This is a genomic window from Paraburkholderia sp. (genome assembly GCF_026225065.1).
In the GTDB taxonomy this organism is placed as follows: Bacteria; Pseudomonadota; Gammaproteobacteria; order Burkholderiales; family Burkholderiaceae; genus Paraburkholderia.
Genome location: NZ_JAMFSB010000424.1, coordinates 1 through 13,647 on the forward strand (window position 1 = coordinate 1; position 13,647 = coordinate 13,647).

Consider the following 13,647-nt stretch of genomic DNA (forward strand, 5'->3'; position numbering starts at 1 on the left):
GTGCGGACAAGCTATCCGGAGAGAAGGGTTCATTCATTTACTTTTTGCCATGGGTCATCACGTCGCTTACTTCCAGATCGTGCTCGATCTTCTCGAGCACCTGCGGCGAGCGCTTCTTGAGCATCATCAACCAGACTGCGCCAACCAGCATATACGCAACGAACAGATAGGGCAGGATGTTATACGGATAATCAGGCACCGGATACACGCTGCCGATCACCGCGCCCACCATCGCCAGTGCGCCGAGCACGCCCCACAGCACGTTGATCGACTTGAGCTCGCCCTGCTTCTTCAGATAGACCGGTGCCGAGATTGCGACCAGGAAATACACGACCAGGAAACCGAAGGTCGCAAACGTGCTCGTATAGCCGAACGTGTTGAGCGGCCCAGTGCCGAGCATCGCAATGCAAACCACCAAGGTCACGATCGAGGAAAACGCCACCGCCAGGTACGGTGTCTGGTGCGTACGGTGCACCATGCCCATCGAGCGGTGCACGAACTGATAGCGGCCCATCGAATACAGCAGGCGGCTCGACGAGTTGATGCAAGCAAGCACGCACGAGAACGCGCTGATCGAAGCGATCAGATAAAACACCGGGCCGAGCGGCGAGGCGCCGACGCTTGTCAGCAAAGTGCTGAGCACGGCCGAATCGCCGCCCAGCTTGGCGACGTCATCGTGGTAGGCGATCGTCATCGAATAGGCCACAAACATGAAGAACAGACCCGACAGGATCACGCACCAGATCACCGCACGCGGAATGACGCGCAGTGGGTTCCTAGTTTCCTGGCCGAGCGAAGCGGCGCTCTCGAAACCCACGTACGAGAAGATGCCGAGCACCATACCCTGTGCCATGCCTTTACCGCTTACACCCTGCAGCCCTAGTTGCGCGTGGTCGACAATATGGTCCGGGTGCAGTGCGAGCACATAGATCAGCACACCGCCCACAATTACCACCGAAGCGGCTTCGATCGCCAGCGACAGGCGAGATGAAAGCCTCACGTCACGCGCCGAGAAGAACCACGCCAGCCCGATAAAGATCGTGTAGATCGCCCACGACGGGACAGCGATGTTCCAGGCCGAAAAAGCGTTCTGCACGAACACCACGCCTGCAGCACCCACCCCCATCGCAGTACCCACGTAAGCCGCGATCAACCCCCAGCCGGCAATGCCCCCCGCCATCGGCCCAAGCGCGCGCGAGATATAGATAAAGAACGAACCAGCCGACGCGATCCGGCTCGAGAGCGCGATGATACTCATGCTCACCAGCAGCAGCCCGATCGTCGAAAGACCGTAAATCAACCATGTTCCCGCGCCGGCCAGCGCCGCGATTGCGGTCACATTGATCGACGGCGTGAAAGTTGGAGAAAGGTTCGCGATGGACTGGCCAATAACCTCGGGGAAACCCAACGTGCCCGCACGTAGACCTCCGGAAGGTGCCGGCGCTGCTTGCGTAGTGCTTTGCGGAGTGCTCATGTAGTGCTCCTGATAGATGGGTAAATCAAAGTTGGATGCGCTCAACTTTTGCACAATCAAAAATCTCGAAACAACTCAATTCATTTGCTCCATCCGGGAATCCACGACGTCCCCGCGAGCGGTATGCGTGCCATCGCAGCCGCTTCCACGGTGAGCGCGACGAGGTCCTCGGGCTCCAGGTGATGTACGTTCTGCTTGCCGCATGCACGCGCGATCGTCGTCAGTTCCATGTTTAGCGTCTTCAGGTAGTTGCGCACCCGGCGCGACCCTTCCTCCGGCTGGACGCGCTGTTCGAGCACCGAGTCCTGGGTGGTCACGCCGACTGGGCACTTGCCCGTGTGGCAGTGATGGCAGAAACCCGGCGACGTGTTCAACGCCGCATAATCCACCGCTGCCGAATGCAACGCGCCGTTCTGAAAGTACGTGTCGCTGTTGCAGCCGAGCGCCATCAGCATGCCCTGCCCGATCGCCACCGCATCCGCGCCGAGCGCCAATGCCTTCGCCACATCAGCTCCGGTACGGATACCGCCTGAGACGATCAGTTGCACCTGGCCTTTCATGTTCAGGTCTTCAAGCGCATCCACAGCCTGGCGAACCGCCGCCAGCGTCGGAATACCGACGTTCTCGATGAAGCAGGTCTGCGTCGCTGCCGTCCCGCCCTGCATCCCGTCGATCACGACCACGTCCGCGCCCGCATGCACCGCGAGCTTGACGTCGTTGAACGTGCGGGTTGCGCCGACCTTCACGTAGATCGGCTTTTCCCAATCGGTGATTTCGCGCAGTTCCTGAATCTTGATCGTCAGATCGTCCGGGCCGGTCCAGTCCGGATGACGGCTCGCCGAACGCTGATCGACGCCGGCCGGCAACGTGCGCATCGAAGCGACGCGCGGATTCACCTTCTGCCCGAGCAGCATGCCGCCGCCACCCGGCTTAGCGCCCTGCCCGATCACGATTTCGATCGCGTCGGCCCGGCGCACATCGTCCGGGTTGAAGCCATAGCGCGACGGCAGGCACTGATAAACAAGCGTCTTCGACGAGCGACGCTCTTCCTCCGTCATGCCGCCATCGCCGGTGGTGGTCGAGGTTCCCATCGCCGTCGCGGCCTGGCCGAGCGCTTCTTTCACGTTCGCGGACAACGCGCCAAAGCTCATGCCGGCCACCGTGATCGGAATATCGAGCACCAGCGGCTTTTTGGCGAAGCGCGTGCCGAGCACCGTCTGCGTCGAGCATTTCTCGCGATACCCTTCGAGCGGATAGCGCGACAGGGAGGCACCGAGAAACAGCAGATCGTCGAAATGCGGCACGCGGCGTTTCGCGCCCAGACCGCGAATTTCATAGAGGCCGCGCTGCGCAGCCGAGTGGATATAGTCGATCGTCTTGCGGTCGTAGCCTTGCGACTCTTCCTGCTGCAAGCGGGCGAAGTGAACAGGTTTGGCTTCCATGGGGACCTTCGTCGAGAACGTGTGTTCAATATTCCTGGTTCGCGTCGGCGTTCCAGTGATAGAGCGTGCGAGCAGAAGCGATCCGTTTGAACGAGGCCGGGTCGTGGTCCATGCCGGCGGCGGCCAGCAGTGCTCGTACGGCGTCGAGATCGGTTTGCGTCATCGGCTCGTATTGCGCGTCCGCGCCGAGCGATTTCACTTCGCCGCGTACGTACAGCACCGCTTCGTAAAGCGAGTCGCCGAGCGCATCGCCCGCATCGCCGCAGATCACCATGCGCCCGGCCTGAGCCATGAATGCAGAAAAACTGCCGACCGATCCACCCACCACGATGTCACCGCCCTTGAGCGAAATACCGCAGCGCAGACCCGCATCGCCGTCGATCACCAGCAGGCCGCCATGCGCCGAAGCACCCGCTCCGTTCGATGCGAAACCCTTCACATGTACCTTGCCGCTCATCATGTTTTCGGCGACGCCGGTGCCCGCGCTGCCGTCGATCTCGATCGTCGCGTGTTTGTTCATGCCACCCGCGTAGTAGCCGGCGTGGCCGGCGATCGTCACCCGCACCGGCGCATCCACCCCGACCGCGAGGTTGTGTGCGCCGTTCGGCGCGACGACCGTCACCGCCTGGCCTTCCAGTTCGCTTGCCGGTTTGTGCAGGAACTGGTTCAACTCACGAACCGTCGTACGCTCCAGATCGAAAGTCAGGCTTTCCATACATACATCTCCTCAGGTGCAGGTTCGAAAACCCTCGCGTTCTTGATATCCGGCAGATGCGCGAGCGAACGGAACTCAGAGGCGATCGCGACGTAGTCGTCGTTTTCCGCGACCACTGCCGGCTTGCACGCAAACGGATCGCGAATCAGCGCGAGTTCGGTCGAGGTGCCCATCAGGAACGTGTAGAAGCCGTCGAGTTCTTCGAAGCCCTTCTGCAATGCGGCCGGCAACGTGTCGCCTTCGCGCAGCCGCCATTCGAGAAAGCGGCAGGCGGCTTCGGTGTCGTTGTCGGTATCGAAGTGAATGCCTTGCGGCTCGAGCTTGCGGCGCACGCCATGCGCGTTCGACAGCGAACCGTTGTGAACCAGACAGAAGTCGTCGCCGGCGGTGAACGGATGGGCACGGTCGGGCGTCACGGCGGATTCGGTCGCCATGCGCGTGTGGCCCACCAGATGCGTGCCCTTCAGCTTCGCGAAGTCATAACGCTCTGCGACTTGCGACGGCGAACCGATATCCTTGTACAGATCGATCGAACGGCCGCTCGAGAGCAGATACAGCTTCGGATGGTGTTCGCGCAGCCACGTCTTTACGCCCTCGATATCGCCTTGCACCGTCAACACGGCGTGATTGCCTTTAACGTCGACGCGCGCAGTGACGTCCATCGCCGCGTCCAGCGCTTCCACCAGCGGCTGCCACGCGAAGTCCGAGCCCTCTTTCGTAAAGCCCGCGTAGAGGCTCAGCTTGCGCTGGCTTGCATCGACCGGCTTGCCGAATACCGCGAGGCCCGCCGAGTCCGGTCCGCGCTCGGTCATGCCGATCAGCATCGGCACCATCAGAACGCCCAGCCGCTCGCGCAGTGCAGGCGTCTTCACCAGCAAGCCTACAATTCCGCACATTGTGGTTCTCCTTAGAAGAATTCGAGGTAGGTCTTCAGTTCCCAGTCCGACACGTGGCGCATGTATTCGAGCCACTCCATCCTTTTGAGCTTGAGAAATTCGTCGGCGACCGGCCCGAGCGCATCGCAGATCACGCGGTCGGACTCCAGTGCGTTGAGCGCCTGCTCGAGGTTTTGCGGCAGCACGCCGACGCCGTGTTCCGAGAGCTGCGCGGGCGACCACTCGTACAGGTTTTCGTTAGCTGGCTCGCCCGGCGACATGCCACGATCGATGCCGTCAAGTCCCGCCGCAATCACCGCCGCGGTCGCGAGATAGGGATTGCATGAGCCGTCGGGCAGCCGCAGTTCGATGCGCTCGCCAGGCATGCGCACCATCGTCGAGCGGTTGTTGTTGCCGTAGCTGATATAGGCCGGCGCCCACGTTGCACCCGTCAACGAGCGGCCCACGACGAGGCGCTTGTACGAATTCACCGTCGGATTGCACAGCGCGGTCAGCGCCGGTGCATGCGCGAGCAGGCCGGCCGTGAACTGATAGCCGAGCGACGAAAGCCCCATGCCGAGCTTGTCCGCCGGGTCGGCGAACAGGTTGCGCTCGCCGTCGCCGATCGACATATGCATATGCATGCCGTTACCTGGAAGACTCGCGAACGGTTTCGGCATAAACGAGCAGATCATGCCGAGCTCATTGGCGATCTCGGAGGCCGCCATCTTGAAGAACACATAGTGATCGCAGGACGTCAGGCAATCGGTGTACGTGTAGTTGATTTCGAACTGCCCGTTGGCGTCTTCGTGATCGATCTGATAGACGTCGATGCCTACCGCGCGCATCGATTCGGTGAGCTTTTCCAGGAAGACACGCGTACGCGAGAGACCCTTGTAGTCATAGCACGGCTTGGCGAGCGTATCGCTCGGATCGCACGGTTCCAGCTTGCCGGACGCCGAACGGCGTAGCAGCGAAAATTCCGGCTCCAGACCGGTGAAGAGGGTCCAGTTGCGCTCCGTCATCCGCGCAACCGCCTTCTTCAGCGTCACACGCGAATCGTATTGCCACGCTTCACCATTCACGTGACCGTCGCAGACGATCCGTGCCAGACCCGGCTGCCACGGCACCGGCGTGAGCGTCGCCAGGTCGCCCACTGCCATGTAGTCGGGACCGTTCGGCTCGATGCCGACACCCCAGATCGCAAACCCCGCGAAACCGGCACCTGCTTTCAACACGCTCTTCAGATGACTGACCGGCACCGATTTTGCCTTGGCCACGCCGTGAATATCGACAAACTGCGCCAGCACGTACTTCACGCCCTGCTGCGTCAAATAAGCTTGCGCCTCTTCCGCCGAGCCGAACCGGGGCACGCATCCGAGTTCGTTGACCGGCAGCGTGGTCGCATCGTTCAGGTTCATCGCCACTCCTTGCAACAACATTGTTCGTCGGTTGGAAAAGCCACACGCACCGCATGTGACGAGGCTATGCGACGCGCTTTCGAACGCCGGTTACTACGCGCCTCGAACCTGTCTTCAGGCAAACAGGAACTTTATTGGCGAGCAACTATGATTCCCGCAGTGAAACTCCCCGCGCACGGCTGGGCGCTGCAATCTGCTACCCTTTCCCTTTTCATGAGGCCCACATGCAAACCGGTGAAGAGAACAAAACGCCGCTCGAGCGCTATCTGGGTACCACCATTCGCGAGCTACGCCAGCGCCACGGCCTGACGATCGCCCAGGTCTCCGCCCAGGCCGGTATCAGTCGGGGCATGCTCTCGAAGATCGAGAACGCACAGACCTCTGCCGGCCTCGACGTGCTCAACCGCATCGCCCAGGCGCTCGGTGTTTCGCTCTCCATGTTGTTCCGCAATTTCGACGTGCCGCAAGGCGGCGCACAACTGGTCAAAAAGGGCGCCGGCATGGAGGTGGTCCGCAAAGGCACCAAACGCGGTCACACCTATCACCTGCTCGCTTACGACCAGGGGCCGCGCAAACTCTTCGAACCTTTCCTGATCACGATGGAGGATGAAGCCGAGCGCTTTCCCGTGTTCGAACATCCGGGCACCGAATTCATCCACATGCTCAAGGGCGTGATCGAATACCGCCACGGACAGCAGACCTACATCCTTCATCCCGGTGACACCCTCACTTTTCAGGGCGAAATACCCCACGGTCCTGAGCGCCTGATCAAGACCCCCATTCAATTCCTGTCGATCTTTGTGTACCCGCAAACTAGCGCCGACTGATCTCGCGCTGCGTCCGGCCATAACCGACGCACACACCAATGCAACGTTTGTGCCATGTTTATCTGAGTGAATCAAAAGTTCCCATGGATAAACGCCTTGGGCGCAATAAGGCCTTGCCGACATTCAGGCCGAATGCGTCCGCTCGCTCGACTGCGGTGCACGTCTTCATTGCGGCTGGTGCGACTTTGCACAAGAACGAGGTGTGCGGTTAAGCTGCAGCAAAAGCAACGCTTATACAAAGCGGGGTTTTGCCCGGCCTCAGCGCAACGCGTCCTCTGGGAGATCGGGCAGCGCACGCGCCAGTGAAGGCTGGATCGCGTTGTCCAGCACGCCGCGGGTCAGCATCACGATCTCGCCGGCGAACTGATCCCACTCGCCCTGCCGGTGCAGCAGAAAGAAATCGCGCCGGCCGAGGCGGCTCGGCGGCAACGGCATCACCGCGATATCGTCCAGGTAGTGACGGGCCTGCCACAAACACAAGGGGGTCGAGATAGCAAACCCCACGCGTGCCGCGACCAGACTTAGCAACGGATCGGTCGCATCGAACTCGTAACGTCGTGGACTGTTGATACCCAGGTGCCGCGCGAAGCGCTCGATCTGCTGGCCGATCACCGAGCGCGCCGTGTAGCGGATCAGCGGCATTTCCTGCGCGAGCGTGCGCCAGTCGATATTGCGGTGTGCGCTCAGATAGCTGCGCGCAACCACCACCACGAACGCCTCGGAAAACAGCGGCACTTCGACGATCCGTGCATCGCTCAGCGTGGTCTGCGTGCAGATCGTGATATCCAGTTCGCGGTCGTGCAGTTGCTTGCTCAGGCCCGGCGTCAGCCCGGACCACATCGAAATCTGCCGCTCCGAATTCGACACCGCGCGGATCAACTCTGGGCCAACGGTCGCCGCGAACGAATCGACACATCCCAGCCGCACCGGCATCTTTCCCGTGTGCGATGCATCGCCAATACGGGCGGCGACCATCTTTGCATGTTCGAGCAAGGGATCCGCCAGTTCGAGCAGCGCGCGCCCCGCCACGTTCGGCCGCGGTGGCCGGCTCTCGCGGTCGAATAGCGTCAGGCCCTGGTCGCGCTCCAACGCGGCAATCGACTGGCTGACCGCGCTCTGGCTCACGCCGAGCTGCTTCGCCGCGCCCGTCATCGAGCCGCTCTCGCACACGGCGACGAAGGCCTGCAGCGCGCGCAGATCAATCGGGGGCGGGGTTCGTGTCATGGCATGTTCCGCTCGCATGGGTAAATGACGATGGCCCTGTGCGGCACGAGAGCATGGTGCCGATCTTCGCAGGACGGTGTTCAGGACAGGATGAGCAATTGCACTGGCTCATCATAAGTTTGCCTGATACAAAATTGGCGCGCCCAGCGTTTTCCTAGAATTCACCTTATTGCCCATTCAGATATCCACATGAGCCACTACGATTTCATCGTGATCGGCGCTGGCGTCATTGGCGCGTCGGTCGCCCATCATCTCGCGGCACTCGGGGCGCAGAGCGTGCTCGTCATCGAGCGCGGCACGATCGGCGCGGGCACCACCTCCCAGTCGTCCGGGCTGCTGCGCACGCACTATTCGGTACGCCAGAACGTGGAACTTGCGCGCTCGTCGTGGTGGGCGTTCAACAACTTCGCCGAATACGTCGGCGACGACGAAGCGTCCTGCGGCCTCGTCAAATGCGGCTATCTGATCTGCGCGCCCGAGGGCGACAAGCTTGACCCGCTGCGCGCCTCGCTCGCCGCTCAGCAGGACATGGGCATCGAAGTGCAGTTACTCGACAAGGGCGAGGCGCACGAGCGCCTGCCGATCGCGAACTTCGACGACGCCGCGCTGATCGGCTTCGAGCCGGAAGCGGGCTTTGCCGACGCCTATCTGGTCGCCACCGGCTTTGCCCGTTCGGCGCGCCGACGCGGCGTCAAGATCATGGAAGGCGTCACGGTAACGGGCCTCGTCCGCGAAGGACTCCGGATCACCGGCGTCGAGACGAGCGCCGGCAGCTTCAGTTGCGGCACCCTCATCAGCACGCAGAGCATCTGGACACCGGAGCTCGCCGCCTGGATCGGCATGCCGTTACCGGTCAAGCCGGAGCGTCACACGGTGCTCGCACTCGAATGCGAGGGCGCGGCATACTCATTCAAGATGCCCGCGTTCAAGGACCTGGGATCGGCCGGCATGCTCTATTACCGCAGCTACGGCGGCAGCCAGATGCTCGTGTCTGAGGGCGTGGTCGGCGAGACACTGAACTCGCCGGAAACGGAACAGGGGCAGATTTCGCTCGACTATGTCGCCGAAGTCGGCGCACAGGTCGCCGAACGCTTCCCCGCTTATGAGGCCGCGGGGCTCGCTTCGTCGTGGACCGGCGTCTACGACGTGACGCCCGACTGGAATCCTGTGTTGGGCAAGGTCGCCGATATTGAGGGGCTGGTGGTCGGCTTCGGCTTCTCTGGGCACGGCTTCAAGCTCTCGCCAGGCATCGGCAAGATTCTCGCCCAGCATGCGCTCGGTCAGCCGACCGACGTTTCTCTCGCACCCTATGCACTCGAGCGGTTCGCCAGCGGCGCACTACTGGTGGGCAAGTACGGTTCCGGCGCGGTCTCCTGACTAAAAGACATAACGGACGCGGGCCAACGACCAATCCGTCGACGCCCCCGCGCTGAAACGAGCCTTCCATCACGCCAACGCGTTTGTCAGAACCCGACCCGGTTGCAACCGATCCCGCCGCCCATGAGCTAATTCCCCTCTCATTTTCCGCACCCACAATGCGTCACTCCACAGACTGATTCGCGTATCGAATCACACCTCACTCAGCGGAGCGATCATGGAAAGCGGCCGGAATTTATCCTTTCTCTCCTATGTTGACGTCTTGCTCGATCAACTGGAGAAACAATCTGATCGAGCGGTGTTGCGCTATCTCGATCATGACGTAACGGGCGGAACCCTCCGCAGCGCAATCTTTCGCTATGCGCGGGCACTCGCGGCACTGGGCGTCGACCGGGGCGCCTTGATTGCACTGCTCGCACCCAATTGCCCTGACGCGCTTGCGATTCGCTACGCAGCAAACCTCCTTGGTACGGCTACGATGTTCCTGCCGGTGTCCGTAAAGGCCGACAGGCGCGCAGCCTTGTTAGCCCGCGTTCGCCCCACCCTCCTCGTACTCTTCCCGGAAACCGCTCACCTGATTCCCGATGCGGTCGATGGCCACGTGGTCTTCGTCGGCGTCGGCTTTGCGTCTTCGTCGCTGGACAGACTCGCGCGAGTGCAATCGGATCTGCCGCTGCGCAGACAACCGAGGCCGGATGACCTCGCGGTAGTCGTCTCATCGGGCGGCACGACGGGTGTCCCCAAATGCAGCCGGCGATCCTTCGCGACGTATTCGAAGATGGTCGGAGCAGCCAACGACAAGGACCGGCGCCAGTTGATCAATGGCCCGCTCGCCTACCTGTCGCAAGTGCTCGTCGACACCACGCTCATCGGCGGCGGCACGGTTGTTCTGAAGCCTCGGTACGATCCCGCGGAGACGCTCGCGACGATCGAATCGGAACGCATCACCGACGTGCTTCTGGTCGAGCCTCAACTGTTCGAAACAATGGACCACCCCGACATGTGCCGGCGCAACCTGTCGTCGCTGCGCTCCATTGCGCACATTGGTGGGTCAGCGCCTGCGGTATTGCGGCAACGTGCGGTTGCGCGTCTCGGTCCAGTGCTCACCCATATGTACGGGGCGAGCGAAACCGGACTCGTCAGCATTCTGCCGCCCGCCGCATACGGAAAGAATCCGGACCTGCTGGATTGCGCGGGGCGTATCCGGGCAGGCGTCGAGGTGCGTTTGCGTCGCACCGATGGAACGTTAGCGCGTTCGGGACAGAACGGCACCATTGAAGTCAGGTCGCCCGGCATGGCGGAGGGTTACTATCATCAACCCGTCGAGGAAGCACAGAAGTTTCAGGGTGGCTGGTGCCTGACCGGCGATGTCGGCTTCATCGACGAGGCAGGCAATCTGCACGTTCTCGGCCGCGCGGCCGATGTCGTGGAAATCGATGGATTGACGATTGCCCCAACCCACATCGAGGATGCCCTATGCCGCTTGCCTGATGTTCGCTATGCCGTAGCGCTGGCAGCCAACACCGCTGCGGGCAAATACGTCTGGAACGCGCTGGTCGTACCATGGGCCGCTGGACAGCTAGACATCGCGCGATGCCTGCATCGGCTCAAAACCGAGTTCGGCTCTTTGGTCGCAAACCGGATTCGTATCGTCGAGACCGATCGCGTGCCGCTGACTGAACAGGGCAAAGCAGACCGCACCGCAATCGAGATGATCCTGCAGGACGACCTGCGATCGAGCCGCGTCCCGTTCCGGGTACCTCCGCTTCATACCGTGCAGGAACCGGTGGAGGATAATGAGGCGTTTCGTTTGACGTGACCCCTTGTTCACTGGAAGACGATGAGGCTCATCGGCACACTTGTTCAGCTCTGCCGCACGGCTACCTTCGCGCTCGGGCGTGAACTGGTGGCCTGGAAGCCTTCCAGAGCGCGCGCGACGTTCGCGGCCGAAGCGGTGCTGTCGGTCGCGCTTTCTGTCGCGCTGGCCAACGCGTTAGGTCTTTCAGACACGTGGTGGGCCGCAATTAGCGGCTTCGCAGTGATGCAAACGAGTTTTGCCGGTTCGGTGCAACGTGCAGCACACCGCATCATGGGCACGGTGATCGGCGCCGCGCTTGGAACCCTGGCGGGGCCATGGATTGGGGACCGCCCGTGGCTGTTTGTGCCCGCGTTAGGGGTAATCGGCGGCGTCGCGGTGTATCGGGCCAACGGGTCCAAAGCAGCCTACGCATGGATTCTGGGTGGTGTGACTGCCCTGATGGTGACGTATGAAGCGCACAAATTCGCGTCCGTCCAGGCGACCGCGTTATTTGCGGCACTGCGCGTCGCCGAGGTCGCGGTTGGAACGCTGGCTTGTCTGCTGGTAGCAAGCGTGTTTCATTTCGGGCCGAGATGGTACCGGAAGAACAGGAGGCCAGTGGAGACGTCGACCGCTCGTGCCACGGCCGAGTCCGGCGAGCCTTCCGCTTCAGCTTCAGCTTCAGCGTCAATGCCGCCTTTGGCATCAACGCACCCAGCCCGCATGCTGCTGTGCGTGCAGGCCGCGGTGTCCATCACAATCCTTGCATCCCTGACTTACGTTCTGCATCTCCCGGGTTTCGCGCAAGCCATGGTCACGGCGATCGCGGTCCTGATCGTGCCGCCGGGTCTGGCGGCGGACAAAACGCAGCAGCCGGTCATGGAAAAGATGGTGCAGCGTGTAGCCGGATGTTTGCTGGCCGGCGTGCTGGGTGTGGCGCTACTCCCTCTGATGCAAGGGCAAGCGATGCTGTGCATGCTCGCACTGTCCATAGGCGTGTGGGCAGGATGCCACGTGCAGACGGGACGGGAAGGAGCAAGCTATGTGGGCCGTCAATTCACTATCGCGTTCATCATGGTGTTTGTTCAGGATCACCATTGGTCGTCCGATCCGAAACCCGCGCTCATGCGGCTATCGGGAATTCTCATGGGGATTGTGGTGTTGGCCGCGGTGATGCTCGGGACCAGCAGGCTGTATTTGCGGCCCACACCTCAGGATGCCAGCCGTTAACACTCCCTGGCACCTCGGGAAACCGATTCTTCTGGATGGCCCTATGGGCAGGCGGCCTCTGCTGCCTTGATATGGTGAAGGATGAGCGACGGCGTGAAGGGGAAAACCCGCCGAATCGCCCGTCCAGACACCCTACTTCAAATCACAGGCACTCGACTTACCGATGCGCGAACAGCGAAATTTTCTTGGCCTTGATCATGGACCTGACTTTCGACATAAACGGAGCCTGCGGATCCTTCGTGCACTCCTCGAGTACCGTCTCTCCCACGGGATGAGCCGTATCGATCACCATGGTGTCGGTTTCCCTGACTCCGAGCTTGTCGACGCCGGCAACCCAGTAGATCAATGCGGGCCGGTATGCCTCGTCGACGGCGGTAAAGTCCGCACAAGTCATTTTTGCTGGGCTCAATTTAGATTCTTGCGCACTGGCTGCAAGAGGAATGGCTAAACAGATCAAAACTGACAGAATTTTTGCTGGTTTCATTGGACACTCCATATATGGGCTGAATGGGTATTTCTCGTGGCGTGGCCGGATACGGCTGATTGCCAGATACAAACTTTAAGGCTGCTGAATTAGCTCGGAATTAACGCGTGATCTGTCGCATTCCGAAGAATCTCAATGGACGACTGTCCAACCCATCCCGCGCACGTTGCGGATCAGGGACTGGCCGAACTTCTTGCGCATCGCATGGATCAGCACGTCGACGGCATTGCTATCCACCTCTTTACCCCATCCGTATAGCCGGTCCTCAAGCTGACCGCGCGACAGGACCATGCCGGGCCGTTCCAAAAACGCGTGCATCAGCGCGAATTCGCGCGCAGAGAGCGACGACGCTACGCCGTTGCAGCACAACAGGCGTTTGTTGAGATCGAGGTTGAGCGACTCGCCGCCGATACACGAGGTCGCGTAACCCGCCTTGCGCCGCAATACGGCCCGGATTCGCGCAAGAAGTTCGCGGACTTCGATTAGCTTCAGTACACAATCGTCGGCACCGACGTCAAGACTGTGTACACGCGTCTCCAGATCGTCCAGTGCAGTGAGAATCAGCACGGGGACATCGTTGCCCGCAGCACGCAACGAACGTAGCAGATCGATACTGCCTGCGCCCGACAGATCGAGATCGAGCAATACGACAGCGTAATAGGCCGTGTTGATGGCCACGCGACCGGCTTTGCCGTCGCGAACCCAGTCGACACTGCAACCCGCATTCTTCAACGCGCGAAGCAGGCTTTCGCCAATCTGAAAATCCTCTTCAACCAGTAA

At 61.3% G+C, this 13,647-nt stretch carries 12 protein-coding genes; 4 read left to right on the forward strand and 8 right to left on the reverse strand.

Annotated features, from left to right (window positions below):
* Positions 1-37: 37 nt before the first annotated feature.
* The 5 genes from M0954_RS28940 to glnT all read right to left on the reverse strand — a co-directional run bounded on the left by M0954_RS28940 (position 38) and on the right by glnT (position 5,927).
* Positions 38-1,474: an APC family permease gene (locus tag M0954_RS28940; RefSeq protein WP_122155833.1), complete on the reverse strand. Its 1,437-nt coding sequence runs from the start codon at positions 1,472-1,474 to the stop codon at positions 38-40.
* An 80-nt stretch (positions 1,475-1,554) separates the two neighbouring features.
* Positions 1,555-2,916, reverse strand: coding sequence for an FMN-binding glutamate synthase family protein (locus tag M0954_RS28945; RefSeq protein ID WP_297356910.1), 1,362 nt, complete (start codon positions 2,914-2,916; stop codon positions 1,555-1,557).
* A gap of 25 nt (positions 2,917-2,941) precedes the next feature.
* The gene (locus M0954_RS28950) at positions 2,942-3,631 is read right to left on the reverse strand and encodes a protein glxC (RefSeq protein WP_122155831.1); all 690 of its coding nucleotides are present in this window, start codon (positions 3,629-3,631) and stop codon (positions 2,942-2,944) included.
* The gene (locus tag M0954_RS28955) at positions 3,619-4,527 is read right to left on the reverse strand and encodes a glutamine amidotransferase family protein (protein WP_122155830.1); all 909 of its coding nucleotides are present in this window, start codon (positions 4,525-4,527) and stop codon (positions 3,619-3,621) included. Before M0954_RS28955 ends, M0954_RS28950 begins: the two co-directional genes overlap by 13 nt.
* Positions 4,528-4,538: 11 nt before the next feature.
* A complete protein-coding gene (glnT, locus tag M0954_RS28960) occupies positions 4,539-5,927 on the reverse strand; it encodes a type III glutamate--ammonia ligase (RefSeq protein ID WP_123387338.1) in 1,389 nt (462 codons plus the stop codon).
* Positions 5,928-6,151: 224 nt separating this feature from the next.
* On the opposite strand from glnT, the gene M0954_RS28965 reads away from it, so the two are divergent.
* Positions 6,152-6,754 carry a helix-turn-helix domain-containing protein gene (locus M0954_RS28965; RefSeq protein ID WP_133895090.1) on the forward strand — a complete coding sequence of 201 codons (603 nt, stop codon included), beginning with the start codon at positions 6,152-6,154 and terminating at the stop codon, positions 6,752-6,754.
* Between the two features lie 258 nt (positions 6,755-7,012).
* On the opposite strand, the gene M0954_RS28970 is transcribed toward M0954_RS28965, so the two are convergent.
* Positions 7,013-7,978 (reverse strand): LysR family transcriptional regulator, encoded by a 966-nt coding sequence (locus M0954_RS28970; RefSeq protein ID WP_122155827.1) that lies wholly within the window; start codon positions 7,976-7,978, stop codon positions 7,013-7,015.
* Positions 7,979-8,167: 189 nt separating this feature from the next.
* Here M0954_RS28970 and M0954_RS28975 point away from each other — a divergent pair, with 189 nt between their 5' ends.
* The 3 genes from M0954_RS28975 to M0954_RS28985 all read left to right on the forward strand — a co-directional run bounded on the left by M0954_RS28975 (position 8,168) and on the right by M0954_RS28985 (position 12,383).
* On the forward strand, positions 8,168-9,355 hold the full coding sequence (locus M0954_RS28975) for an FAD-binding oxidoreductase (protein WP_133894847.1): 1,188 nt from the start codon (positions 8,168-8,170) through the stop codon (positions 9,353-9,355).
* A 217-nt stretch (positions 9,356-9,572) separates the two neighbouring features.
* Entirely contained in the window at positions 9,573-11,174 is a 1,602-nt protein-coding gene (locus tag M0954_RS28980; RefSeq protein ID WP_297356912.1) for a class I adenylate-forming enzyme family protein, read from the forward strand.
* 21 nt (positions 11,175-11,195) lie between these two features.
* Entirely contained in the window at positions 11,196-12,383 is a 1,188-nt protein-coding gene (locus M0954_RS28985) for an FUSC family protein (protein ID WP_297356914.1), read from the forward strand.
* 157 nt (positions 12,384-12,540) lie between these two features.
* Here the strand turns inward: M0954_RS28985 and M0954_RS28990 are convergent, their stop codons facing one another.
* Together M0954_RS28990 and M0954_RS28995 are read right to left on the reverse strand one after the other, a co-directional pair.
* Positions 12,541-12,867, reverse strand: coding sequence for an HdeA/HdeB family chaperone (locus M0954_RS28990; protein WP_123387341.1), 327 nt, complete (start codon positions 12,865-12,867; stop codon positions 12,541-12,543).
* Positions 12,868-12,999: 132 nt separating this feature from the next.
* A partial coding sequence (locus M0954_RS28995) for a response regulator transcription factor (RefSeq protein WP_297356916.1) occupies positions 13,000-13,647 on the reverse strand: 648 nt, incomplete at its 5' end.

What these genes read in the sequence shown, in the direction of transcription:
- M0954_RS28985 (WP_297356914.1), top strand. Translation starts at nt 11,196, where the DNA reads ATGAGGCTCATCGGCACACTTGTTCAGCTCTGCCGCACGGCTACCTTC.
- M0954_RS28970 (WP_122155827.1), bottom strand. Translation starts at nt 7,978, where the DNA reads ATGACACGAACCCCGCCCCCGATTGATCTGCGCGCGCTGCAGGCCTTC.
- glnT (WP_123387338.1), bottom strand. Translation starts at nt 5,927, where the DNA reads ATGAACCTGAACGATGCGACCACGCTGCCGGTCAACGAACTCGGATGC.
- M0954_RS28975 (WP_133894847.1), top strand. Translation starts at nt 8,168, where the DNA reads ATGAGCCACTACGATTTCATCGTGATCGGCGCTGGCGTCATTGGCGCG.
- M0954_RS28950 (WP_122155831.1), bottom strand. Translation starts at nt 3,631, where the DNA reads ATGGAAAGCCTGACTTTCGATCTGGAGCGTACGACGGTTCGTGAGTTG.
- M0954_RS28990 (WP_123387341.1), bottom strand. Translation starts at nt 12,867, where the DNA reads ATGAAACCAGCAAAAATTCTGTCAGTTTTGATCTGTTTAGCCATTCCT.
- M0954_RS28945 (WP_297356910.1), bottom strand. Translation starts at nt 2,916, where the DNA reads ATGGAAGCCAAACCTGTTCACTTCGCCCGCTTGCAGCAGGAAGAGTCG.
- M0954_RS28965 (WP_133895090.1), top strand. Translation starts at nt 6,152, where the DNA reads ATGCAAACCGGTGAAGAGAACAAAACGCCGCTCGAGCGCTATCTGGGT.
- M0954_RS28980 (WP_297356912.1), top strand. Translation starts at nt 9,573, where the DNA reads ATGGAAAGCGGCCGGAATTTATCCTTTCTCTCCTATGTTGACGTCTTG.
- M0954_RS28940 (WP_122155833.1), bottom strand. Translation starts at nt 1,474, where the DNA reads ATGAGCACTCCGCAAAGCACTACGCAAGCAGCGCCGGCACCTTCCGGA.
- M0954_RS28955 (WP_122155830.1), bottom strand. Translation starts at nt 4,527, where the DNA reads ATGTGCGGAATTGTAGGCTTGCTGGTGAAGACGCCTGCACTGCGCGAG.